This is a genomic window from Frigoribacterium faeni, assembly GCF_011761235.1.
GTDB classification, from domain to species: Bacteria; Actinomycetota; Actinomycetes; order Actinomycetales; family Microbacteriaceae; genus Frigoribacterium; species Frigoribacterium faeni_A.
This window is the reverse complement of the sequence record NZ_JAAOYW010000002.1, coordinates 117,219-140,468: the sequence shown is the minus strand read 5'-3', so window position 1 is coordinate 140,468 and position 23,250 is coordinate 117,219. Positions and strand designations below refer to the sequence as shown.

24 protein-coding genes are annotated in these 23,250 nt (G+C 76.2%); 12 read left to right on the top strand and 12 right to left on the bottom strand.

Translation table 11 applies throughout. The annotated features are described in order from the left end of the window. Positions 1 to 8: 8 nt before the first annotated feature. On the bottom strand, positions 9 to 410 hold the full coding sequence (locus FHR78_RS07105) for a hypothetical protein (protein WP_166759846.1): 402 nt from the start codon (positions 408 to 410) through the stop codon (positions 9 to 11). Positions 411 to 621: 211 nt separating this feature from the next. Between FHR78_RS07105 and FHR78_RS07100 the strand changes: the two genes are divergently transcribed. Beyond that, a complete protein-coding gene (locus FHR78_RS07100; RefSeq protein WP_166759845.1) occupies positions 622 to 1,674 on the top strand; it encodes an LLM class flavin-dependent oxidoreductase in 1,053 nt (350 codons plus the stop codon). A 100-nt stretch (positions 1,675 to 1,774) separates the two neighbouring features. Beyond that, positions 1,775 to 2,749 (top strand): acetylxylan esterase, encoded by a 975-nt coding sequence (locus FHR78_RS07095; protein ID WP_166759844.1) that lies wholly within the window; start codon positions 1,775 to 1,777, stop codon positions 2,747 to 2,749. 42 nt (positions 2,750 to 2,791) lie between these two features. Here the strand turns inward: FHR78_RS07095 and FHR78_RS07090 are convergent, their stop codons facing one another. The 5 genes from FHR78_RS07090 to FHR78_RS07070 form a co-directional block, all read right to left on the bottom strand. Then, the gene (locus tag FHR78_RS07090) at positions 2,792 to 3,580 is read right to left on the bottom strand and encodes a DUF4166 domain-containing protein (RefSeq protein ID WP_347878106.1); all 789 of its coding nucleotides are present in this window, start codon (positions 3,578 to 3,580) and stop codon (positions 2,792 to 2,794) included. Next, a complete protein-coding gene (locus FHR78_RS07085) occupies positions 3,577 to 4,221 on the bottom strand; it encodes an SRPBCC family protein (protein WP_347878105.1) in 645 nt (214 codons plus the stop codon). Before FHR78_RS07085 ends, FHR78_RS07090 begins: the two co-directional genes overlap by 4 nt. Before the next feature lie 88 nt (positions 4,222 to 4,309). Further along, on the bottom strand, positions 4,310 to 5,179 hold the full coding sequence (locus tag FHR78_RS07080; RefSeq protein ID WP_166759843.1) for a hypothetical protein: 870 nt from the start codon (positions 5,177 to 5,179) through the stop codon (positions 4,310 to 4,312). Positions 5,180 to 5,327: 148 nt separating this feature from the next. After that, entirely contained in the window at positions 5,328 to 6,065 is a 738-nt protein-coding gene (locus tag FHR78_RS15610; protein WP_166759842.1) for a response regulator, read from the bottom strand. After that, entirely contained in the window at positions 6,062 to 7,522 is a 1,461-nt protein-coding gene (locus FHR78_RS07070) for a sensor histidine kinase (protein ID WP_166759841.1), read from the bottom strand. Before FHR78_RS07070 ends, FHR78_RS15610 begins: the two co-directional genes overlap by 4 nt. Before the next feature lie 66 nt (positions 7,523 to 7,588). On the opposite strand from FHR78_RS07070, the gene FHR78_RS07065 reads away from it, so the two are divergent. From FHR78_RS07065 to FHR78_RS07055, 3 genes are all read left to right on the top strand, one after another. Continuing rightward, positions 7,589 to 8,617 carry an NADPH:quinone reductase gene (locus FHR78_RS07065; protein ID WP_166759840.1) on the top strand — a complete coding sequence of 343 codons (1,029 nt, stop codon included), beginning with the start codon at positions 7,589 to 7,591 and terminating at the stop codon, positions 8,615 to 8,617. A gap of 206 nt (positions 8,618 to 8,823) precedes the next feature. Next, positions 8,824 to 9,858 (top strand): MBL fold metallo-hydrolase, encoded by a 1,035-nt coding sequence (locus FHR78_RS07060; RefSeq protein WP_166759839.1) that lies wholly within the window; start codon positions 8,824 to 8,826, stop codon positions 9,856 to 9,858. A 138-nt stretch (positions 9,859 to 9,996) separates the two neighbouring features. Then, positions 9,997 to 11,088, top strand: coding sequence for an ATP-dependent DNA ligase (locus tag FHR78_RS07055; protein WP_279589938.1), 1,092 nt, complete (start codon positions 9,997 to 9,999; stop codon positions 11,086 to 11,088). Between the two features lie 29 nt (positions 11,089 to 11,117). Here FHR78_RS07055 and ligD read toward each other — a convergent pair whose 3' ends face one another. Further along, positions 11,118 to 12,128 carry a non-homologous end-joining DNA ligase gene (gene ligD / locus FHR78_RS07050; RefSeq protein ID WP_166759838.1) on the bottom strand — a complete coding sequence of 337 codons (1,011 nt, stop codon included), beginning with the start codon at positions 12,126 to 12,128 and terminating at the stop codon, positions 11,118 to 11,120. Positions 12,129 to 12,192: 64 nt separating this feature from the next. On the opposite strand from ligD, the gene FHR78_RS07045 reads away from it, so the two are divergent. From FHR78_RS07045 to FHR78_RS07030, 4 genes are all read left to right on the top strand, one after another. Further along, entirely contained in the window at positions 12,193 to 13,419 is a 1,227-nt protein-coding gene (locus FHR78_RS07045) for a glycosyltransferase (protein WP_347878104.1), read from the top strand. A gap of 90 nt (positions 13,420 to 13,509) precedes the next feature. Then, entirely contained in the window at positions 13,510 to 13,989 is a 480-nt protein-coding gene (locus FHR78_RS07040) for a heme-degrading domain-containing protein (RefSeq protein ID WP_166759837.1), read from the top strand. A 43-nt stretch (positions 13,990 to 14,032) separates the two neighbouring features. Next, on the top strand, positions 14,033 to 14,539 hold the full coding sequence (locus FHR78_RS07035; protein WP_166759836.1) for a hypothetical protein: 507 nt from the start codon (positions 14,033 to 14,035) through the stop codon (positions 14,537 to 14,539). 100 nt (positions 14,540 to 14,639) lie between these two features. After that, complete coding sequence (locus tag FHR78_RS07030; RefSeq protein ID WP_166759835.1) at positions 14,640 to 15,236, top strand: hypothetical protein; 597 nt, start codon at positions 14,640 to 14,642, stop codon at positions 15,234 to 15,236. Between the two features lie 60 nt (positions 15,237 to 15,296). Here the strand turns inward: FHR78_RS07030 and FHR78_RS07025 are convergent, their stop codons facing one another. Continuing rightward, the gene (locus FHR78_RS07025) at positions 15,297 to 15,791 is read right to left on the bottom strand and encodes a DUF427 domain-containing protein (protein WP_166759834.1); all 495 of its coding nucleotides are present in this window, start codon (positions 15,789 to 15,791) and stop codon (positions 15,297 to 15,299) included. A 175-nt stretch (positions 15,792 to 15,966) separates the two neighbouring features. Here FHR78_RS07025 and FHR78_RS07020 point away from each other — a divergent pair, with 175 nt between their 5' ends. Beyond that, positions 15,967 to 16,431: a DIP1984 family protein gene (locus FHR78_RS07020; protein ID WP_166759833.1), complete on the top strand. Its 465-nt coding sequence runs from the start codon at positions 15,967 to 15,969 to the stop codon at positions 16,429 to 16,431. A 364-nt stretch (positions 16,432 to 16,795) separates the two neighbouring features. Here the strand turns inward: FHR78_RS07020 and FHR78_RS07015 are convergent, their stop codons facing one another. The 3 genes from FHR78_RS07015 to FHR78_RS07005 all read right to left on the bottom strand — a co-directional run bounded on the left by FHR78_RS07015 (position 16,796) and on the right by FHR78_RS07005 (position 20,701). Next, positions 16,796 to 18,496 carry a hypothetical protein gene (locus tag FHR78_RS07015; protein WP_166759832.1) on the bottom strand — a complete coding sequence of 567 codons (1,701 nt, stop codon included), beginning with the start codon at positions 18,494 to 18,496 and terminating at the stop codon, positions 16,796 to 16,798. Next, positions 18,493 to 19,719 carry an OmpA family protein gene (locus FHR78_RS07010; protein WP_166759831.1) on the bottom strand — a complete coding sequence of 409 codons (1,227 nt, stop codon included), beginning with the start codon at positions 19,717 to 19,719 and terminating at the stop codon, positions 18,493 to 18,495. Before FHR78_RS07010 ends, FHR78_RS07015 begins: the two co-directional genes overlap by 4 nt. A gap of 340 nt (positions 19,720 to 20,059) precedes the next feature. After that, positions 20,060 to 20,701 carry a helix-turn-helix domain-containing protein gene (locus FHR78_RS07005; protein ID WP_166759830.1) on the bottom strand — a complete coding sequence of 214 codons (642 nt, stop codon included), beginning with the start codon at positions 20,699 to 20,701 and terminating at the stop codon, positions 20,060 to 20,062. Positions 20,702 to 20,782: 81 nt separating this feature from the next. Here FHR78_RS07005 and FHR78_RS07000 point away from each other — a divergent pair, with 81 nt between their 5' ends. Together FHR78_RS07000 and FHR78_RS06995 are read left to right on the top strand one after the other, a co-directional pair. Further along, positions 20,783 to 21,922 (top strand): NAD(P)/FAD-dependent oxidoreductase, encoded by a 1,140-nt coding sequence (locus FHR78_RS07000; RefSeq protein WP_166759829.1) that lies wholly within the window; start codon positions 20,783 to 20,785, stop codon positions 21,920 to 21,922. Continuing rightward, positions 21,919 to 22,677 carry a class I SAM-dependent methyltransferase gene (locus FHR78_RS06995; RefSeq protein ID WP_166759828.1) on the top strand — a complete coding sequence of 253 codons (759 nt, stop codon included), beginning with the start codon at positions 21,919 to 21,921 and terminating at the stop codon, positions 22,675 to 22,677. Before FHR78_RS07000 ends, FHR78_RS06995 begins: the two co-directional genes overlap by 4 nt. Before the next feature lie 100 nt (positions 22,678 to 22,777). Here the strand turns inward: FHR78_RS06995 and FHR78_RS06990 are convergent, their stop codons facing one another. Next, entirely contained in the window at positions 22,778 to 23,224 is a 447-nt protein-coding gene (locus FHR78_RS06990; RefSeq protein WP_208393030.1) for a DoxX family protein, read from the bottom strand. Between the last annotated feature and the right edge of the window lie 26 nt (positions 23,225 to 23,250).

Genomic DNA, 23,250 nt, shown 5'->3' with positions numbered 1-23,250 from the left:
CGGTCGCGCTAGACGGCCGCGCTGCGCCCCGGCGACCCGAACCGGATCGACACGTCGACCCGCCAGGCCTTCGGCTCGCCCGCGACGTGGGTCGTGCCCACGAAGCGCAGGCGCTCGCCCGCGGCCAGGCTGAGCTGGCCGTGCACGTCGAGCGACTCGCCGAGCCAGAACGAGATGTCGTGCTCGTCGAGCAGGTCGTCGTCGACCGTCACGCCGAAGGTGGCGCCGTCGAACTTCAGGGGCACGTCGCGGAACTCGAGCCGCGGGGCGTCGTCCGACCAGTCGACCACCTCGGGCACCCGGGCGGCGACGATCGTCGCGTCGACGACCCCGTCGCTGCCCATGGTCACCGAGGAGGCGCGCAGGTCGACCCCGAGGTCGTCGCCGTCGATCCGGAAGCGGTTCTCCACGGGCACCACGCTAGCGGCGCCTCCTCGTCCCGTCACCTGCGAACTCGCCGCCGATCGCCCGGTCGCGGCGTGCGCCCCGTCCGTCGAGGGCGGGTCTTCCGGGCCGAGGGCGGGTCGGCGGCGACCCGCCCTCGGCCCGGAACGCCCGCCCTCGACACGCAGGTGCGACTCGCGCGGAATTCCCGGCCCGGTGCATGCGTTGGCATGGAACATGACGAAGCGCATCGGGTTCCTCTCGTTCGGCCACTACCAGGACGTGCCCGGCTCCCGCACCCCCACCGCGAAGGAGGCGCTGGTCCAGTCGATCGAGCTGGCCGTCGCCGCCGAGGAGATCGGCATCGACTCCGCCTCCGTGCGCGTGCACCACTTTGCGAAGCAGCTGGCCAGCCCGTTCCCCCTGCTGGCCGCGATGGCCGCGCGGACCAGCCGCATCGAGCTCGGCACCGGCATCATCGACATGCGCTACGAGAACCCGCTCTCGATGGCCGAGCAGGCGGCCGCCGCCGACCTGATCAGCGCGGGCCGGCTGCAGCTCGGCGTCAGCCGGGGGTCGCCCGAGTCGTCGCTGCGCGGGTACGAGGCGTTCGGCCACGTGCCGCAGGACGGCGAGACCGACGCCGACATGGCCCGCCGCCACACGGACCTGTTCCGCCGGGCGATCGACGGCGAGGCCGTCGCGCAGAGCGACCCGCGCATGACCGGCTGGTCGAGCCCGCTCGCGATCGAGCCGCTCTCGCCGGGCCTCGGCGAGCGCATCTGGTGGGGCTCCGGCACCCGGGCGACCGCCCGCTGGACGGGCGAGCAGGGCATGAACCTGATGAGCAGCACGCTGCTGACCGAGGACACGGGCGTGCCCTTCGACGAGCTGCAGGCCGAGCAGATCGCGGTGTTCCGCGAGGCGTGGGCGGCGGCCGGCCACGAGCGCGAGCCGCGCGTCGCGGTGAGCCGCAGCGTCATCCCGATCACGACCGACGAGGACGTCCGGTACTTCGGCGTCCGCGCCCAGCACGACTCGCACGACCAGATCGGGATGCTCGACGGCGTGCAGTCGCGCTTCGGCAAGAGCTACGTGGGCGAGCCCGACGTCCTCGCCCGGCAGCTCGCGGCCGACGCCGCCGTCCAGGCGGCCGACACGGTGCACCTCACCGTGCCGAACCAGCTCGGGGTCGACTACAACGCCCGCCTGCTGCGCACGGTGGCCGAGCACGTGGCGCCGGCGATCGGGTGGGTGCCCTCGTTCGGGCGCGCGACCGCCGCCTCCTGAGCCGGGTCGCCCTCGCCGCCGACGACGGGCGGCGCCCCGGCTCGCCGGCCGGGGCGCGCCTCCTCGTCCCGTGACGGCCCGCGGCCTGTAGACAGGGGGCATGAACACGGACCTCGACGAGGCGGCCCTCCGCGCCTACCGCAGCACCCAGACCGAGCCCGACGACTTCGACGACTTCTGGCGCCGCACCCTCGCCGAGGCGCGCGAGCACGACCTCGACGTGCGGGCCGAGCCGGTCGACACCGGGCTCGTGACGGTCGACGTGCTCGACGTGTCGTTCCGCGGCGCCGACGGCCAGCGCGTTGCCGCCTGGCTGCGGGTGCCCGCCGGGGCCGCCGCGTCGGGCGAGCTGCTGCCCACCGTCGTCGAGTTCGTCGGCTACGGGGGCGGCCGCGGGCACGCCCAGCAGAACCTGTTCTGGGCGTCCGCCGGGTTCGCCCACCTGCAGATGGACACCCGCGGCCAGGGCTCGCACTGGAGCTCGGGCGACACCCCCGACCCGGCCGGCACCGGTCCCGCGGCCGACGGCGTGATGACGCGCGGCGTCGAGAGCCCCGACACCTACTACTACCGCCGCGTCTACACCGACGGCGTGCGGGCCGTCGAGGCCGCGCGGTCGCTCGACGTCGTCGACGCCGACCGGGTCGCCGTGCTGGGCACGAGCCAAGGAGGCGGCATCGCGCTGGCCGTCGCCGGTCTCGTCGACGGGCTGGTCGCCGCGGTGCCGCGGGTGCCGTTCCTCTGCGACTTCCGCCGCGCCTCCGTCATCACCGACAGCGAGCCGTACGCGCAGATCGGCCGGTACCTCGCCGTGCACCGCCACAGCGCCGAGGCGGTGCACGAGGTGCTCTCGTACTTCGACGGCGTCGCGTTCGCGCGTCGGGCCACCGCTCCCGCGCTGTTCTCGACGGCGCTGATGGACGCGACCTGCCCGCCGTCGACCGTGTTCGGGGCGTTCCACGAGTACGCCGGCGAGAAGCGCATCACCGTGTGGCCGTACAACGGGCACGAGGGCGGCGGGGTCGAGGACGACCTCGAGGCGCTGGAGCTGCTGCGCGGGGCGTTCGGGCTGTAGGGCCGGGCGGCGCGGGGCGTTCGGGCTGTAGGCGGCGCTGCCCTACAGGCGCGGCTCGTGCCGCAGCGGCCGCACGTGCTCCGGCGCGGCGGCGGCCGGCGGGTACTCGGCGGTGAACCAGCCCTCGTAGCCGAAGAGGAACCCGAAGAGCCGGTTGTGCACCTCGAGCGAGATGCGGAACACGCCCGCCTCGTCGTCCCACCGCTCGCGCAGCGACGCAGTGCCCGACGCGGTCATCGGGAACCGGAACGCCGCCCGCCCCTCGTAGAACCGCTGTGCGTGCGAGGTGAGGTGCAGCGAGCCGTCGTGCTCGACGCGCAGGTCGAGGTCGACCGCGAGGTGCTGGTGCGTGCCGAGGTAGTCGACGACGGTGCCGCGCTCGGGATCGAGCACCATGGTCGCGTCGAACCGGCTGACCGTCCGGCGGCCCGGCGCCCGGTACTCGCGCACGAACGTGACGGTCTCACGGCCGAAGGGGTCGACGTACGGCCAGTTGTCGATGCGGAACGGCACGTCGCGGCCCACGTCGGCGATGAGGATGTTGCGCAGCCGGCCGATCTGCAAGAAAGGCACCGTCCACCAGGGGCCGCGCCGCACCTCCGTCATGACGCCCGTGCCGACGCAGCCCCGGCCGCCGGCGACGGAGACGCCGAAGCGCTCCTGGAGGCGCGGGTGCAGCCGGTCGAAGTCGTCGCCGAGCGCGGCACGGAAGACCGAGCCCGTCGTGGGGCGCGACGTGCGCGAGAGAGGCGTCGCGGGGCGACGGCGAGCGCGGCCCAGCCGTCGACGGAGCCGCGCGGGCAGGGCAGCGGCGGCGGTCAGGACGGTCACGGTGCCTCCAGGGTCGAGAGGGTCGCGGGCGCGTCGGCGAGCGCGCCGCGTCGGGGCGCGGTCGTGCCGCAGCGGGAGGCCCGCGGGCGGTCGGCCCGCCAGACGGCGAGCACGGAGACGAGCGGCCACGACTCGGGCGGGGTGCCGGTCTCGGCCCAGATGCGCAGGCGGTCGAACGACCAGGCGGTCATCCACAGCACGACGGGGCGGAGGAGGCGGTCGAGCAGCCGGCCGAACCCGGGCTCGTAGTCGTAGCCGGTCACGAACCGCACGCCGTCGGCGACGGGGACGTAGCGCCAGTAGCCGCGTCCGGCGCGGAGGGGCGAGAGGCGGTCGGCGGTGTCGAAGCGGAGGGCGGAGGTGCGGGTGCCGTCGGGCCTCTCCCTCTCGCCGAGGGAGGTCCCGGTGCCGGTGATGACGTGCCCCGGCAGCGACCGCTCGTAGCGGAACCGCCAGCCGCCGCCGGGCAGGTCGGCCTCGGGCACGATGCGGCTGAAGCGGAGGTCCCAGCGGACGTGCTCGGTCGGCGTCTGCGTCAGCTCCCACACGCGGTCGAGGGGCGCGCGGATGGTGGTCTCGACCCAGAGGGGCGCCGCGGCTCCCCCTCGGGGAGGCCGTCCGGCCCGGTCGCGTGTGCTCACGGCCCCGAGTCTGGCGTGCACGGCGACGGCGGGCCAGCCCCCGAGGAGGGCTGGCCCGCCGTGGCGGTCGTGCGTCGTGCGTCGTGCGTCAGCCGATCGGCGTCGGGTCGGTGGGCAGCGGGGGCACGGGCAGCGAGCCGCGGATCTGGTTCTGGGCCTGGCACTGGCTCGTGCAGTTCGTGGCGCCCGCGCTCAGCTCGATGGCGTCCTCGCCGAGCACGCCGCCGAGGCGTCCGCCCGACTGGACGAGCCACTTGGTGACGGTGCCGCTCTGGAACGTCTTCGCGGCCACCTGGGGGCTGTCCTTGCCGAGCAGCATCTGGTGCGCGCCCGTGCCGGAGGTCACGGGGTCGACGCCGTCGCCGAAGTTGACCTTGCCCGTGTACTGGTTGACGAAGTAGAACAGGCCGGCGCCGAGGGTGTGCGTGAACTCGACGGGGGCGCCGAACTCGGACTCCATCTGGAAGATGCCGCCCTGCGCGCCGTCCTTCGCCTGGATCTTGAACTTGCCGCCCGCGGTGCTGAACAGCACGACGAGGGTGTCGTCCTTGATCTCGAGGCTCTTGATCGTCGCGCCGGACAGCTGCGCCGGCGTGAGGGTCGGCACCTTGGAGGCGAAGACCACGGTGGGCTTCGTCACCATGCGCTGGGTGTCGGGGGCGCCGGTCAGCGTGTAGTCGTAGACGCCGAGGGTGGCGACGTCGATGTCGAAGCCGTTGTTGACGCCGCGGACCGCGATGCGGCCCGACGGGGCGATCCCGCCGACCTTGACGCTCTTGCCGGGGGCCGGGTCGTAGGTCGTGCTGCCGATCGTGACGCGGTAGTCGCCGCCGGCGCTGGTCTTGCCGGAGGCGCTGGCCGGGGCGGCCGAGAGGGCGAGCGACCCGGCGACGACGGCGGCGACGAGCACCGCGGCGCGGAGCGAGCGGGCCGTGCGGCCGAAGGTGGTGGTGGTCATGGGGAGCTCCTCGTGGAGGGGGTGGACGGCCCGTCCCCCGGGCCTGCGTCCACTCTCGCGGGGGGCGCCACGGCGCACCATCGGACCTTGGTACTAGTACCCCCTGACCCTGACCCTGACCCGGACCCGGTCCCGGTCCCGGAGGCGGTCAGGCCGGCGAGCCCGGCCCGCCCGGCGAGCCGTACCCGTGGTCCCGTGCCCAGAGGGCGGCGCTGGTGCGGTCGGCGACGCCGATGCGGCGGAACACGCTGCCGACGTGGGCCTTGACGGTGCGCTCGCTGATGCCGAGCTGCGTGCCGATCTGCTTGTTGGCGAGCCCGCGGGCGAGCAGGTGCAGCACCTCGGCCTCCCGGCCCGCGACGAGCGGGGCACCGGGCGCGGCGCCGGGCGCGGCGGCGACGGGCGCAGCGGCGGGCCCAGCGAGCGGCGCGGCGGCGGGCGCGGCCGCACCGGGGTCGGGCGTGCTGGCGCCCGTCCGGTCGGGCAGCAGCGCCCGGGCGGCGCGCGGGTCGAGCGGCGCCCCGCCCTCGGCCGCGGCCCGGACGCCGGCCACGACGGTGGCGGGCTCGGCGTCCTTGAGCAGGTAGCCGACCGCCCCGGCGCCGAGCGCCTCCCGCACGGCCGACGCGTCGGGCACGGAGGTGAGCACGACGACCCGCACCCGCGGGTCGGCCTCGACGATGCGGCGCGTGGCCTCGACCCCGCCGATGCCGGGCATCGAGAGGTCCATGAGCACGACGTCCGGCTCGTGCAGGGCGGCCGCCTCGACGCCCCGCTCGCCGTCGGCCGCCTCGGCGACGACCGTGACGCCGTCGGCCTGGTCGACGAGCGACCGCAGCCCCTGGCGCACGAGCGGGTGGTCGTCGACCACGACGACGCGGATCACGCGGCTCCCCCGTCGGTCCCGGCGGGTCGCACGCCCGCCGAGGACGTCGCGGCGGGGCGCACCGACGACGCCGGCAGGGTCACACGCCACCGGGTGCCCCGACCGGGCGCGGTCTGCAGGTCAAGAGCCGCGCCTCCTGCGCTCGCGACGTCCGCGAGCACCCGCAGGCCGAAGTGGTCGGGCTCGGGGCCGGTGAGCAGCGCCGGGTCGAAGCCGGCGCCGTCGTCGGCGAGGGTCACGACGACGCCGCCGTCGCCGCCGCGCCGCGCCGTGATCTCGACGGAGGAGGCGCGGGCATGGGCGACGACGTTCGCGAGGCACTCCTGCACCACCCGGAACACGAGCCGCTGCGCCTCGTCGTCGAGCACGGACGCGTCGTCCGCGGCGAGCACGACGTCGACCCCGCGGGCGCGCACGCCCGCCGCGAGGTCGTCGAGCGCCGCGCCGATGCCGGCCCGAGCGAGGTTCGGCGGGTAGATGTCGACGAGCAGCGAGCGGAGTCCCCCGACGCTGCCGCGCAGCGCGGCCGCCACCCGGTCGAGGCCGTCCGCCGTCGCCGCGTCGCCGCGGCCCCGCGAGCCGGCGGACTCGGCCGAAACGGCGAGGGACGCGCCCACGAGGTCCTGCACCACCCCGTCGTGCAGGGCGCCGGCGATCCGGCGCCGCTCGTCCGCGCTCGCGTCGAGGGCCCGCTCGAGCAGCGCCTCGCGCTGCACCCGGGCCCGGTCGAGGGCCCGCAGCAGCTGCCGCAGCACGGGCAGCAGCAGCAGCACGACGAGCACGATGCTGCCGATGGTGATGCCCGCGAACCCGGCGAAGAGCTGGCCGCTGCGCTGCAGCACCTCGTCGTAGCGGAAGTACACCTCGAACAGCAGCGCCTGGCCGCCCGGCGTCTCGACCGCGCGGTAGGCCTCGAGCAGCTTGCCGCTGTCGCGCTCGTACTCGTTCTCGGGCGCCGTGAGGTCGCTGACCTCCGCCTCGACGCCGTCGCCGCCCTCGGCGAGCGCCTCGAGGTCCTCGTCGCCGAGCGCGAAGCTGCGGTCGATCAGGGCGGGCTCGTCCGACCAGACGACGCGGCCGGTGTCGTCCCAGATCTTGACCCGGACGATGCTGTCGCTGAGCACGTGGGTCCGGACCTCGTCGTCCATGGCGCGCCGCGCCTCCTCGTCCCCGTCGACGAGCGCGTCGGTGAGGGCGGGCTCGACGACGGCGTCGGCGATGCGGTCGGCGCGGTCGGCGGCGTCGCGCACCGACTCGGCCTCGGCGAGGCCGCGGGCGGCGACCAGGGCGGCGACCGAGACGGCGACGATGACGAGCAGCGACACGACGACGACCCAGGCGACGACGCGGGCCGGGCGGGGGTCGGCGGCGGAGGCGGGCGTCCGGTCGGCGGGACGGGCGACGGGCGTCCAGTGCGGGGCGGCGCCACTGCCGCCCTCCCCCCGAGGTGTGCTCATGCCCTCATCCTCGTCGATGTAGGGCCGGACGGAACACGGGTCGCCGCCGCGTCGTTGACTGGGGGCATGAAGTCGATCATCTACACCGAGACCGGTCCGTCGTCCGTCCTGCACCTCGTCGAGCGCGAGGTGCCCGAGCCGGGGCCCGGCGAGGTTCGGGTGCGCGTCGTCGTGTCGGGAGTCAACCCGACCGACTGGAAGTCGCGCACGGGCACGACGAGCGGCGGCGACGTGCCGTACCCGGAGGTCACCCCGAACCAGGACGGCTCGGGCGTCGTCGACGCGGTCGGCGAGGGCGTGGACGACCTGGCGGTCGGCGACCGGGTCTGGTCGTTCATCTCGGCGAACGGGCACGCGACCGGCACGGCGCAGGAGTACACGGTGCTGCCGCGCGAGCGCGTCGTCGCCCTGCCCGACGGCGCCTCGTTCGACCTCGGGGCGAGCCTCGGGGTGCCGGCCATGACGGCGCACCGCGCGCTGACGGTGCACGAGGACGGCCCCTCGCGGCTCTCCCCCGGTGCGCTCGACGGCGTGACCGTGCTCGTCTCGGGCGGTGCGGGCGCCGTCGGCCACGCCGCGATCCAGCTCGCCGCGTGGGCGGGCGCGACCGTCGTCACGACGATCTCGGGCGACGAGAAGGCCGCGCTGGCCCGGGCGGCCGGCGCGCACCACGTCGTCAACTACAAGGAGCAGGACGCCGCCGCCGAGATCCGCCGCATCGCGCCGGACGGCGTGCAGATCGTCGTCGAGGTGTCGATCCGGCAGAACGCCGAGCTGGTCGCGGCGGTCGTCGCGACCCGCGCCTCCGTCGCGATCTACGCCAACGACGGCGGCGACGAGGTCCAGCTGCCGCTGCGCGCCAACATGGGCACCAACACCCGGTACCAGTTCGTGCTGCTCTACACGGTGGGCGAGGAGGCGCTGCAGGCGGCCGCGGAGGACGTCACGGCGGCCGTCCGCGACGGCGCCCTGCCCGTGGGCGAGGACGCGGGCCTGCCGCTGCACCGCTTCGAGCTCGGGCAGACCGCCGAGGCGCACGACGCCGTCGAGGGCGGGGTCACGGGCAAGGTGCTCATCGACGTCGCCCAGGGCTGAGCCGGCGGGGCGGCGTCAGGACTCAGGAACGGCGCGGCACGGCGTCCTGATCCGTGCACGACTCAGGACGCTCGGTCCCTCCCTCGTGCCGGGTCAGGACGCGTGTTCCTGAACGGGGAGAGCAGAGCCGGGCCGGGCAGGGGCTGACACCGGGGCAGACGCAAGGGCAGGGCGGGGCGGGGGCAGGGGCGGGCTAGGCTCGCCGGGTGCCTGCTCCCGCCCCGCTCAGCGCCGTGCAGGCCGAGGCGCTGCGCACGGGCTCGACGCCCCCGTTCGAAGAGGTGCGGCACGGCGTCTGGTCGCTGACCTCGCCGCCGACCTCCGGCGTCGCCGACTCGTCGTTCGGCTACCTCGTCGAGGGCTCCGACGGCCGCCTCGTCCTCGTCGACCCGGGCTGGCCCTCCCCCGACGCCATCGAGCGGCTGCGGGCCGTGCTGCACGAGATCGACCACGAGCTCGGCGACGTCGACCTGATCGTCGCCACCCACCTGCACGTCGACCACCTCGGCGCGGCCGACGCGGTGCGGCGGGCGACGGGGGCCCGCCTCGCGATGCACCCCGCCGAGCAGCGTGCGCTCGCCTCCCGTCCGGACGACGCCCGTGCCGCCGACGCCGACGTCGAGCGCTGGCAGGTGCCGGCCGACGCGAAGGAGGCGCTGGTCGCCTCGTGGGGGTCGGGGCGCCTCCTCGTCGACGTCGTCCCCGACCTGCTGCTCGACGACGGCGACGAGCTGCCGGTCGCGGGGCGTCGCCTGCGGGCGGTGCACACGCCCGGGCACACCTCCGGGCACCTGTGCCTCGTCGAGCCCGAGCAGCGCCTCGTCTTCACCGGCGACCACGTGCTGCCGACCGTCAACCCCGGCATCGGCCTCGGCGGCCGCACCGCGACGAACCCGCTCGACGACGTGCTCGCCTCGCTCGCCCGCGTCGCCGAGCTCGACCGGCCGGGCGCCGACGCCCTCGAGGTCTGCCCCGGCCACGAGTACCGGTTCACCGGCCTGGCCGAGCGGGCGGAGGCGCTGGTCGCCCACCGCGAGGAGCGCACCCGCGACGCCGTCACCGCCCTCGACGGGCTGCTCGCCGCCGGCGCTCGCCGCCCGTCGGTCTGGCGGGTCGCCGAGGCGATGACGGGCTGGCGCGGCGGGCTGCGCTCGATGAGCGGCCTGCCCCTCGCCTCCGCCCTGGCACAGACCGAGTGGCACCTGCGCGCCGCGGGCCGTGCCGCCGACCTCCCGGGCTGACCCGCCGCCTCCTCGAGCTCCCCGCACCGGGTCCCGTGCACCGCACCGCGTCCAGACCCGGTGCGGTGCACGAGACCCGGTGCGGTGAACGAGACCCGGTGCAGTGCGCAGCCACGCGGCAGCGAGCAGACTCGGGCGATGACGCCGCCACGCACCCCGAGCCCGTCCGCTGCCGTGCCCACCGCCGACCAGCCGATCACCCCCATGCTCGCCAAGGCCGTCGCGACCGTGCCCGACGCCGACAGCGTCGAGGGCGGCCTGTCGTACGAGCCGAAGTGGGACGGCTTCCGCGGCCTCGTCTACTGGGACGGCGAGCACCTCGAGATCGGCAGCCGCGGCTCGAAGCCGCTGACCCGGTACTTCCCCGAGCTGGTCGAGGCGCTCGCCGGCCTCCTGCCCGGCCCGTGCGTGCTCGACGGCGAGATCGTCCTGCGCCGCGGCGGCGCCGGGGGCGAGCGGCTCGACTGGGACGCCCTCTCGCAGCGCATCCACCCGGCGGCCTCGCGCATCGCGACGCTCTCGGCCGAGACCCCGGCCTCGTTCGTCGCCTTCGACCTGCTGGCCGAGGGCGACGAGAGCCTCCTCGACCGCCCCTTCGGCGAGCGCCGCGCCGCCCTGGAGCGCCTGCTCGCGGGCGTCGAGGCCCCCCTGCACCTCAGCAGGACGACGACCGACGCCGACGTCGCCCGCCGCTGGCTGGTCGAGTTCGAGGGCGCCGGGCTCGACGGCGTCGTGGCCAAGCCGCTCGCCGCCTCCTACTCGCCCGGAAAGCGGACGCTGCTCAAGGTCAAGCACCACCGCACGGCCGACTGCGTCGTGCTCGGCTACCGGGTGCACAAGAGCGGCCAGGGCGTGGGCTCGCTGCTGCTCGGGCTCTGGGACGCCGACGGCGAGCTGCGGAACGTGGGAGGCGCCTCCGCGTTCTCGGACGCCCGTCGCCTCGAGCTCGTCGACGAGCTCGCCGACCTCGTGCAGCGCGACGACGACGGAGGCGTGGCGCACGCCGAGACGGACCGCAGCCGGTTCTCGTCGGGCAAGGACGTCTCGTACGTGCCGCTGCGCCCCGAGCGCGTCGTCGAGGTGCGGTACGACCAGATGGAGGGCGAGCGGTTCCGGCACACCGTGCAGGTGCAGCGCTGGCGCGACGACCGGGACGCCCGCTCGTGCGGCTTCGACCAGCTCGAGGTGCCCGCGGCCTACGACCTCGGCGAGGTGCTCGTCCGCCCCTGAGCCGGTCCCGGGGTCGGGACCGGCGCCTCCTACGGCTGCTTCTTCGCGCGGCTCGGCTGCACGCGCGGCGGCTCGCCGGGCATCTTGGGGAAGTCGGGCGGGAACGGCAGCTCGCCGAGGCCCGCCTCGACGTCGCGCTCCCACCACGAGAGCAGCTCGTCGACGGTGCCGGGGTCGTCGTGCATCCGCTCCCACGGGTCGCCGGTCGCGGCGAGGCGGCCGGGGACGGTGAGCACGGTGTGCGCCCCGGGGTCGACCCCGTCGAGCTCGTCCCAGGCGAGGGGCGTGGACACGGAGGCGCGGGCGAGCGCCCGGGGAGACCAGGCGCCCGCCATGGTGCGGTCGCGGTTCGCCTGGTTGAAGTCGACGAAGACGCGGCGGCCGCGCTCCTCCTTCCACCAGTTCGTGGTGACGGCGTCGGGCAGGCGGCGCTCGAGCTCGCGCGCGGCGGCGATGACGGCGTGCCGCACGTCGAGGAACTCCCGCGTCGGCTCGATCGGGGCGAAGACGTGCAGGCCTCGGTTGCCGCTCGTCTTGACGAACGCGGTCAGGCCGGCGTCGGCGAGCACGCGGCGCAGCTCGTGCGCCACGGGCACGGCGTCCGCGACGTCGGTGCCGGGCTGCGGGTCGAGGTCGATGCGCAACTGGTCGGGCAGGTCGCTGGTCTCGGCCCGGGAGGCCCACGGGTGGAACACGACCGTGTTCATCTGCGCGGCCCACACGGCCGCCGCGGGCTCGTCGATCACGAGCTGGGGGTGCGAGCGGCCGCTGGGGTAGGTGACCTCGACGCTCCGCACGTAGTCGGGGGCGCCCCTCGGCGGGTTCTTCGAGAAGTAGTCGTCGCCGTCGACCCCGGCGGGGAAGCGCTGCAGCGAGACGGGCCGGTCGCCGTTCGCCCGGACGAACGCGTCGCCCACGGCGGCGAGGTACCGGGCGAGGTCGAGCTTCGTCACGCCGAGGTCGGGCCAGAGCACCCGGCCCGGGCTCGAGATCCGGACCTCGCGGTCGCCCACCTGCAGCATCGTCGCCTCGCTCGCCATGCCTCACCGTATGCCCGCGGCGGCCGCGCGGGGCCGGACGGGCCTCGACGGGTACGCTCGGGCGGTGACCTCACCCCTCCGCATCGCGCTCGTCTCGCTCCACACCTCGCCGGGCGCCGAGCCCGGCTCGGGCGACGTCGGCGGCATGAACGTCGTCGTGCGCAACCAGGCGGAGGCGCTGGGCGCGGCCGGCCACCACGTCGAGATCCTCACGCGCCGGTCGTCGCCCGACGGCCCCGACGTCGTCGACCTCGCGCCGGGCGTCGTGCTGCGCCTCGTCGCCGCGGGGCCCGCCGAGCCGGTCACGAAGGGCCGTCACGAGGAGTTCGTCGCCGAGTTCGGCGAGCGCCTGGCCGAGCTCGGGCCGTGGGACGTCGTCCACTCGCACCACTGGTTCAGCGGCGTCGCCGCCCTGCCGGTGGCCCGCGACCGCGGCATCCCGCACGTGCAGAGCTTCCACTCGATCGCCGCGGCCGACGACACCCCGCTCTCGCACGGCGAGCGGGCCGAGTCCCCCGGGCGCCTGGCCGGCGAGGCGATGCTGGCCCGCGAGTCGGACGCCGTCGTCGCCATCAGCCACGCCGAGGCGGACACCGTCACGACGCGCCTCGGCGGCGACCCCGCCCGGGTCGCGGTCGTGCTGCCCGGCGTCGACGCGTCGCTGTTCCGCCCGCTCGGGGCCGGCGAGACGGGCACGTCGTCGCGCCCGACCGTCGTCGTCGCCGGCCGCCTCGAGCCGCTCAAGGGCCCTGACCTCGCGATCGAGGCCGTCGCGGCGGTGCCCGCCGACCTGCGTCCCGAGCTCGTGATCGCAGGGGGCGCCTCCACGGAGTTCGCCGGCTACGAGCGCGAGCTGGCCACCCTGGCCGACCGGTCCGGCCTCGACGTGCGGTTCCTCGGGCCGCGCACCCGTCAGGGCCTGGCGAGCCTGCTGCGCGAGGCGCGGCTCGTGCTCGTGCCGTCGCACTCCGAGACCTACGGGCTGATCGCCCTCGAGGCCGCGGCCAGCGGGGTCCCCGTGGTCGCCGCCTCCTCGGGGGGCCTGCGCGAGTCCGTCGTGGACGGCGTCACGGGCGTCGTGCTCGACACGCGCGACCCGGCCGTCTGGGGCGCGACCGTGACCCGGCTGCTCGCGGACCGCGAGCTGTGGTCCCGCCTGGCCTGCGCCTCCCGCGAGCGCGCCGTCGAGCACCCCTGGTCGCTGTCGGCCGCCGAGCTCGCCGACGTCTACTGCCGCGCCGTCGGCCGCGACGAGTGCAGCGAGCTCGCCGCCGCGGGCGGTCGCCGCTGAGGCGAGGGCCCCTCGACGTCGCCCCCGGCGCTGCCGTCTAGGCTCGACGGAGGCGACGACGCCCGCTCGACCCGACGACCCGGAGGCACCATGACCGACGACACCCTGCTGCGCACCCTCGCCGAGCAGGAGGAGCGTCTCGTCTTCCGTCGCTTCACCGCCGAGACGGCCCTCGACCTCGGAGCCCACGTGCTCGCGGGCGCCCGCAGCCGCGGCCTCGCCGTCACGATCGCCGTGCGCGTCGGCCGACAGCGGGCGTTCCACGCCGCGCTGCCCGGCACGAGCCTCGACAACGACGAGTGGCTCGACCGCAAGGCCCGCGTCGTCGAGCGGTACGGCAAGAGCTCGTTCCGCGTCGGCGAGCAGTTCCGCGTCGACGGCGCGACCTTCGACGAGAAGTCCCGCCTCGACACCGCGCTCTACGCCGCGCACGGCGGGGTGTTCCCCGTCATCGTGCGGAACGTCGGCGTGGTCGGCTCCGTGGGCGTGTCGGGCCTGCCGCAGGCCGACGACCACGCGCTCGTCGTCGAGCTCGTCGAGGACTTCCTCGACCACGGCTACGACAGCTGACCTGCCCGAGCCCCACCCCACGACACGGCCCCGAGGAGGCGCGGTGAGCGACGACGAGGCCGTCACGGCCGCCGCCGACCTCGCGCAGCTGCTGCGCGACACCGCCGCCGCCCTCGACGCCCGGCACGCGCGCGACGAGGCCCTCGCGACGGTGAAGCCGTCGCGCCGGCTGCTGCTCGTGCACACCTCGGCGTCGATGCAGCCCGCGGGGCGTGCCTGGCGCCTCGGCGTCCTGCTGCTCGACCGGGACGGCCGGGCCTGGGCCACCGGCTCGATCACCCGCGCCACCGAGCCGAAGCGCGAGCAGAACCTCTCGGCCTCGGTCGAGGAGCGCCGCGACGCCCGCCGTGCCGCGTCGCGGCGGTTCACCGAGGGCGAGGTCGTCAACTTCGGGCACGTGCCCCTGCCGCTCGACGCCGAGTCGCTGCGGAGCGGAGCCGCCGACCCGCTGCTGCTGCGCGACGGCGTCGTGCACGTCCGCTGGGGGCAGGGCGCCGACGAGCTGCGGGAGCTGCGCGCCTACCTGGCCGACCGGTCCGAGTTCGTCTAGGCCGCCTCCTCGGCAGGCCTCCCGGGTCCGTCCAGGGCGAGCCCCTATCCTCGGTCGGGTCCTGACTCGTCCGACCTCGTCACCGCCCCGGGAGCCCGCCGTGCGCCGTCTCGTGATCGCCGCCTCCGTCGTCTTCTGCGGCGGCGTCGTCGCCCTCGTCGTGGCGCTCGTCATGGTCGTGACCTCGCTCGCCGGCACGCCCGACGAGCCCTCCGAGCCGGTCGCGGTCGGCGTCACCTGCCCCGACGTCGAGCCCGTCGTGGTCGGCACGATCAGCGTGCCGGCCGGCCCCGTCGCCGGCTACTGCCAGGACCGGCTGGTCAACGCCGCCTGGATCATGGAGGCGGCGAAGGCGCAGGGCATCGGCACGCACACCCAGGCCATCGGCGTCATGACGGCGATGGGCGAGTCGAGCCTGCGCAACATCGACCACGGCGACGAGGTCGGGCCCGACAGCCGCGGGCTGTTCCAACAGCGCGACAACGGCCAGTGGGGCACCTACGAGCAGCGCATGGACCCGTACACGGCCGCGACGAGCTTCTTCACGAAGCTCGTGCGCATCCCGGGCTGGAAGGAGCTGACCCCCACCCAGGCCGCCCACGCCGTGCAGGTCAACGCCGATCCCGACCACTACACGAGGTGGTGGGACGACGCCGAGACCGTCGTCGCCGCGCTGACGGCCAGCCCGGCGTCGTAGCCGCGCGCACCGCGGGTCGGCGGCGTCGCCGCGCTGCCGGCGGCCCCGCGGCGTCGCTGGCTACCAGCCCAGCGTGCCGGGGGCGCCCTTGAACGGGCCGACCACCGTCGACGTGATCCAGCCGCCGTAGAAGTCGCCGTCCTGGGCCTGCACGACCTCGCCGTCGACCTCGCACGAGTCCATCCGGCTCGGGTACAGCGCGACGTGGTCGGCGAGCACCTCGTAGCCGGGCCACGGGCTCGGGTAGGTCCAGCCGGCCGAGGAGGCGGTGGTCCCGCCGCCCCGCACGTCCACGTAGCGGGCGGTCCCCTTGAACTCGCACATGCTGCGGCCCTCGCCGGGCGCGAGCGCGCCCTCGACGAAGGCGTCGCGCGGCAGGTACCAGACCGGCGGGTGGCTCGTCTCGAGGACGCGGAAGGCGTTCGTCGTGTCCGCGACGACCTCGCCCCCGAGCCGCACGACGATGCGCTCGGACCGCGCCTCGACGCGGGGCGGACGCGGGTAGTCCCAGACGGATTCCTGGCCGGGCCCGGGCTCGGTGCGCTTCGCTCTCATGGCGACATCCTGCTCCCGGTGGCTGGGCGGGCGGCCGTGCCGCCGCCTCCTTCGCTCTCAGCCGCGTGCCGCCTGCGTCGACGGCGGGTGTTCCGGGCCGAGGGCGGGTCCGCCGGCACCCGCCCTCGGCCCGGAACACCCGCCCTCGAGCCGACCGGGCTGGCAGGATGGGCCCATGAAGCTCGCCGAGGCCCTCATGACCCGAGCCGACCTGCAGCGTCGTGTCGCGCAGGCGCAGGAGCGGATCCGCCAGAACGCCCGCTACCAGGAGGGCGAGGAGCCCGCGGAGGACGCCGCCGCCCTCGTCGACGAGGTGTCGCAGTCGCTCGACCGCCTCGAGGAGCTGGTCGTCGCCGTCAACCTGACCAACGCCTCCGTGCTGCTCGCCGACGGACGCACGATGACCGCCGCGCTGGCCCGCCGCGAGACGCTGCGGGCCAGGCACTCCCTGCTCGCCGGGGCGGCCGACGCCGCCCAGGGCGCCGGGAGCGGGTTCCGGCAGCTGCGCAGCGAGCTGCGCCAGTTCGCCGCGCTGCCCGTCTCCGAGCTGCGGCGCCGGGCCGACGACACGGCCCGTGAGCTGCGCGAGCTCGACGTCGAGATCCAGCGCACCAACTGGGAGGCGGACCTGCTGACCTGAGACACGGCACCACCGCGCGCGGAGAGTCGGTAGACGCCTCCCGGAGCGAGCACGAGCCGTGGCCGGCGGTCATCCCGGCCCCTGTCGGCGCGAGGGCAGCGCCATCCCTGCATGATGCACGCCCCGCACGCCGCACAGGTGACGTCTCACCGACGACGTCTCATCACCGTGTGCTGGCCGGGCGACGTCGAGGGCGGGACTGGGGACCTCTCCGCGCGGGACGCGCTCGCGCGCGCCCGGTGCCGGGCCGTCGTGGCGGTTCTGGGACGTCGTGGCCCGGGGCCCCGGTCCAGGACGTCTCATTTCCGTCAGGTCCTGACGCGGGGTCCCGGGCGCACGGCGCCGCGCGCGGGGCGCGGGTCGCTCAGTCGCCGAGGTCCGCGACGCGGGGGTCGCGGATCTGGCGCAGCGCCTCGTCGAGCCCGCTCCGGGCCGGACGCACCTGAGGCAGGGCGGCACCGACGTGCACCGTGCCGGCCAGCGACCTCGTGTACCGCAGGGTGCGCGTGGCCGGGCCGCGGTTGGCCCGCCGGTCGCCGCTCTGCTCGATGCGGGCGGCCGCCCGCTCGGCGCGGGCCGACAGCACGAGGGCCCGTCGCTCGATCCGGTCGAGCTCGCGGTGCAGCACGGCCTCGCGACGGTGCGCCCTGCGCAGGTGCCGGCCGAGGTGCAGGAGGCGGTCGGTCGCGCTCGTGCCGTCGCGCAGCTCCGTGCGGTAGATCAGGTGCCCGATCCCGGCCATCACCACGCCGATGGCGACGCCGAGCAGCAGCGCAAGCGGCAGCGGAGCCCCCGAGACGAGCGCGTCGTCGACGATGCGGACGCCGATCAGGATGCCGGGCAGCACCGTGAGGACGTGCACGAAGACGAGCTGCAGCCTCAGCTGCACGGCTCCCTCGGGCACCACGACCTCGCCCGAGGAGTCCTTGTGCGCCCGGTGCGCGTGGCCGAAGTGGTGCAGCGCGTAGGCGACGCCGAGGGTGAACAGCAGCGCGAAGACGATCGACGTCGTGAACGCGATCGGGTCGGTCGCCGGCATGAAGACGTCGACGTTGAGCACCCGCGACATGAAGTAGGCGAAGAGGGCGAAGTCGGCGAGCACGAAGAACAGCAGGAGGCGCTTGCGGGCCGGCGACTCGGTGCGGTGCTGCTCGGAGCCCGAGTCGAGCGACTCCTCGATCGCGACCGAGAGACGGTCCGCGGTCGCCCTGGCCTCGTCGCGGGTCACGGTGCGGCCCGTCGTGTCGAGGATCGGCTCGTCGCCGGACCGCTCGAGCCGCCGCAGCACCTCGCGGTGCCGGGCCGAGAGCGCGGTGAGGCGCCGCGCCGCGGGGTCGAGCGCCTGCCGCGTGCGGCGGGCCAGCCACCTCTCGGCGGCGACCTCGGTGCGCAGGCGCAGGGCCGCCTCCAGCGGGGTGTGCTCGTCGACCCCCTCGGGCAGGTCGGCGCGCAGCCGCTCGTCGTGCAGCCGCGGGGCCACGGCGACGTGCCGCGCGGGGACCGGGCCGAGGCCCACGAGAGAGAGGGCGAGGTCGCCGGCCGGCAGCGACTCGACGGCACGCGCCCGCGGGGCCGTGCCGGCCGGGCGGGGCGCGGGCAGCGACCCGGGAACTGGCGCAGGCGCACGCTCGGCAGGGGCGGCGGTCCCCTGGTCGGCCACGGGGGCGGCCGGCGAGGGCGCCCCGGGCGCGCCCGGCTGCGCGGGCACGGCGGGCGCGCTCGGCTCCGGGGCGACGAGCGACCTCGGGAACACCTGCGGCAGGGTCGGGTCGAGCGCCCGGCCGGCGTCGAGGCGGCCGGGGTGGTCGAGGGCGTCGAGCCGATCGGTCGCGCGGGCGTCCGGCCAGCCCGGCAGGCGCTCGGTGTCCTGCGCGTCGGCGGCGGTGCGGGACGGGCCTCCCGGCCAGCCCGGCAGGCGCTCCGTGTCCTGCGCGTCGGCGGCGGTGCGGGACGGGCCTCCCGGCCAGCCCGGCAGGCGCTCCGTGTCCTGCGCGTCGGCAGCGGTGGCGGCGGAACGGGCCTCGGGGCGGAAGTCGGGTCGGAGCTCGGGGCGGGTGTCGGTCATGACGCGGTGTCCTCACTGCGGAAGGTGATCTCGACGCGGCGGTTCTGCGCCGCGAGCTGCTCGTCGAAGACGCCGCCGGGCAGGTCGTCGACGACGGGGTCGGCGTCGCCGCGGCCGGCGACCTCGCCGAGGGCGCCGGCCGGGACGCCGAGGGCGACGAGGGCGTCGTGCACGGCCTGGGCCCGCTCGAGGCTGAGCTGCTCGCCGTCGACCACGCCGGCCCGGGTGTCGGCCGCGTGGCCGGTGACGTCGGCCGCGACACCGGCGGGGCAGCGGCCGAGCTCGTCGGCGACGCCCTGCAGCGCGGCGTCCGCCGACGACCCGAGGGCGGCCGAGTCGCCGCCGAAGAGCACGGCGGCCGACAGCACGAGCGGGGCCGTGCACGGCGTGGCGTCGCTCGTCACGGGCACGACCGGGACGGCCGAGGACGCGGCGGGCGCCTCCGCGGAGGCGCCCGCTCCTCCGTCGGTGCAGCTGGTCGCGCCGGCCGCGTCGCAGATCGCGAGCCAGAGCTCGGTCAGCCGTGTCGTCGACGAGATCGACGGCGCGGGCTGCGTGCCGGCGGTGCGGCCGAGCCCGACGAAGGTGACGTCGTGGCCCGAGAGGTCGGGCAGCGCGCCCTGGTCGGCGAGCGTCGAGGCGACCGCGGCCGGGTCGAACGACCAGCCGAGCTGACGCAGGTCGAGCGGGTCGGCGGTCTGCACACCGCTCGACACGACGACGACCGAGCCGCCGTCGTGCAGCGCCGCCGCGGAGGCGAGCACCGACAGCAGGTCGAGCCCCTCGCCGCCCGCGGTGAGCCCGGCCACGTCGGCGTCGAGACCGTCGAGGGCGTCGGCGACCGCCGCCTCCCGCTTGTCCGGCACCTGCTGCACCCGGTCGGCCGTGAGCATCGGGGTGAGGTCGTGGGCCGTCGACGACGGGGTGCCCTGCACCACGACGTCGACGCTGCCCTCGGCGGGCTGGTGGGCGGCGAGGGCGTGCGCCGAGACGGCGTCGGCCGCGCCGGCGCCGAGGGACGGGCGAGGCTCGGCCGAGGTGGCCGTGAAGCCGACGACGAGGGGCTCCGGCGACTCGAGGGAGCAGCCCGCGAGGGCGGTGAGGGCGACGGCGGCCGTGGCCGTGACGGCGGCGAGGCGGCGGGTCGTGCGCAGGCGTCGCCGGGGCGCGGGACGCGCGGGCGCCGCGGACGGCGCGCCGGGCGCGGTGGGGCGTGAGGTCATGGAGGGTCTCCTGGATCGCGCGGGCGGGGCCCGCTCGGGGACGTCGGACGTCCGGACCCCGAGCGTACGAAGGCGCCCGGGCCCGCCGCTGCCTGCCCAGGGATGACCGCGACCCGCCTCGGGGATGAACCTCGCTCCTCCTCAGGTCGCGCCCGCCGCCTCCTCGGGTCGCGCCCGCCGCCTCCTCGCGTGCTCGTCCGTGCCCGAGCCGGAACCCGAGCCCGAGGGCGGGTCTTCCGGGCCGAGGGCGGGTCCGTCGCGACCCGCCCTCGAACCAGAAGACCCGCCCTCGACGGACGACAGCGCCCGGGCAGGCCAAGTAGGCCGGGCGGCGCAGCCCTCAGGCCCCGAGGCGCCCGGGCGGGGCCGCCCGCACGTGCATCCGCTCGCCCTGGCGGCCGAACAGGCTGAGGAACTCGACGGCCCCCGGGCCCACGCGCCCGAACCAGTGCGGCGTGCGCGTGTCGAACTCGGCGGCCTCGCCCGCGGGCAGCACGAGGTCGTGCTCGCCGAGCACGAGCCGCAGCCGTCCGCGCAGCACGTAGAGCCACTCGTACCCCTCGTGCACCCGGGGGTCGGGCTCGCCCGAGGGCACGTCCGCCTCGATGACGTGCTTGAACGCCTGCAGCCCGCCGCCTCCGCGCGACAGCGGCAGAATCGTCTGGCCGTGCATCGTCACGGGTCGCAGGTGGATGCGCGGGTCGCCCGTCTCGGGGGCGCCGACGAGCTCGTCGAGGGGCACGCCGTGCACCCGGGCGAGCGGCAGCAGCAGCTCGAGGGCGGGGCGGCGCTGCCCCGACTCGAGCCGCGAGAGGGTGCTCACCGAGATGCCCGTCGCCTCGGCGAGCTGGGCGAGGGTGCGGCCGCTCGTCGCCCGCAGGGCGCGCAGTCGCGGGCCGACGGCCGCCAGCACGTCGTCCGTCGTGGTGTCGGGGGCGCTGCCGGAGGCGCTGCCGGGGAGGCGCGGGTGCTCGGGGACCATGCCGCCGATCTTGCCACATCGGCAAAGGAGCTTGCAGGTCGAGGAGGTGCGGGTCGACCATCGAAGCAGGAGGTCACCACCATGACGAACGTCCCGCAGTCCCCCCTCGGCTCCCCCGCCGGCGACCACTACGACGTGGTCGTCGTCGGCGGAGGCGCCGCCGGCCTGAGCGCCGGCCTCACCCTCGCCCGAGCCCGCCGCCGCGTGCTCGTCGTCGACGCCGGCGAGCCCCGGAACGCCCCGGCCGAGGGCGTGCACGGCTACCTCACCCGCGACGGCGTCGCGCCCCGCGAGCTGACCCGCCTCGGCCGCGCCGAGGTCGAGCACGTCGGGGGCGAGGTCGTCGACGGGACCGTGACGCGGCTGGAGCGCACGGACGGCGACCACCGCGGCACCGGCTCGCCCGCCGAGGCGCGGGCCCCGGGGGCGGGCGCAGGAGGCGCCTCCTCGTTCACGGTCTCGCTCACGACCCGGGGCGGTGCCGACCACACGGTCCGGGCCCGGCGCGTCGTCGTGACGACGGGCCTCACCGACCTGCTGCCCGACGTCGACGGGCTCGCCGAGCGCTGGGGCCGCGACGTCGTGCACTGCCCCTACTGCCACGGCTGGGAGATCCGCGACCGGGTGGTCGGCGTGCTCGGCACGACCCCGTTCGCCGTGCACCAGGCGCTGATGTTCCGTCAGTGGAGCCCGTCGGTGACGCTGTTCGTGCACGAGGCCCCCGAGCCGACCGACGACGAGTGGGAGCGGCTCGCCGCCCGCGACGTGCAGGTCGTGGTCGGGCGGGTGCGGTCGCTGCGGGTCGAGGACGACGTGCTGACGGGCGTCGTCGTCGACGGGGCGCCCGTCGTGCCGGTCGGCGCGCTGGCCGTCGCGGCCGAGGTGCACCCGAACGGCGACCTGCTCGGCCCCCTCGGCCTGGAGCACGAGCCGCACCCGATGGGCCTCGGCACCGTGATCCCGTCCGACCCGCTGACCGGGGCGACGGCCGTGCCCGGTCTGCACCTCGCCGGCAACGTCGCCGACGCGGCCATGCAGGTGGTCACGGCGGCCGCGTCGGGGGTGCGGGTGGCGATCGCCGTCAACTCCGACCTCATCACGGCAGACACGGACGACGCGGTCGCGCGGCGACGCCGGCCGTTCGGCGTGCGCGCCGAGGCCGAGAACACGACCAGGGTGCTCGGCGACCGCCGGCACGGACTCGAGGGAGCACGACGATGACCGACACGACGGACCACCAGGCGCACGGGCGCGAGCACGGGCACGGCGACGGGCACGAGCACCGGCACGGCGACGGGCGGCCCGCCGGGGCCGCCCCCGCCCGCCCGCCCGGCTACCCCGCCGCCGCCGACCACTACGGCCGCGCCTGGTGGGAGGACCGCTACTCGGCCCCCGGCCTGCAGTGGAGCGGCGCCCCCAACCCCGTGCTCGTCGCCGAGGCGTCGCCGCTCGAGCCGGGCCGCGTGCTCGACGTCGGCAGCGGCGAGGGCGGCGACGCCATCTGGCTGGCCGCCCGCGGCTGGCACGTGCTCGGCGTCGACCTGGCGCAGGCCGCGCTCGACAAGGCGGCGGCCCGTGCGGCCGAGGTGGACGAGGAGGCGGCGGCCCGGATCACCTGGGAGCAGCACGACCTCGCCGACTGGGCCCCGGCCCCGGAGTCGGTCGACCTCGTGTCGTCGCAGTTCATGCACCTCGCCGAGCCGGTGCGGTCGGAGCTGTTCCGCGCGCTCGTCGCGGCGGTCGCGCCGGGCGGCACCCTGCTCGTCGTCGGCCACGACCTCGGCGACCTCGAGGCCGGGGCCGGTCGCCACGGCAAGGAGGAGCTGATGTTCACCGTCGACGACGTGCTCGCGGCCGTGCCGGGCGGCGGCTGGACGGTCGAGGTGGCCGAGTCACGCGCGCGGCAGGTCCCCGCGACGGCGGGCGGCACCACGACGGTCCGCGACGTGGTCGTGAAGGCGAGGCGCGCCTCCTAGGCGGCCCCTGACGTGCGACCCCTGACGCGCGGGCGGGCGAGTCCGTCGTCGGCGGGCCGTCGCGGGCGCCCGCCGACGACGGACCCGCCCGCGCCCCGGCTCAGCGGCGACGCAGGCGGTCGAGCACGACGCGGCGGTCGCGCCACGCGCCCGTCGACCAGAGCGCGACGAACACGAGCAGCGGCTGGAACGGCAGGCGGAGCCAGCGCTTGGCGTCCGTGTCGAGCCCGAATGCGCTCGTGCGCGTCACGAGCTGCGAGATGTTGCCGGGGAAGATCGCGACGAAGAACGCCGCGGCGACGAGGCCGACCGCGACGCGCCACCGGCCGAGGGCGACGAGCGAGCCGCCGAGCGCGATCTCGACGACGCCCGAGGCGAGCACGACCGCGTCGTCGTCGATCGGCAGCCACTCCGGCACCTGCGCCTGGAAGTCGTCCCGGGCGAAGCTCAGGTGGCTGGCGCCCGCGAACACGAGGACGGCCCCGAGCAGGAGGCGGGCGACGGTCCGCGGGACGGACACGGGACGGGCGGTTCTGCGCTTCGACATCCGACCAGTCTCCTCCTCCCCGCCCC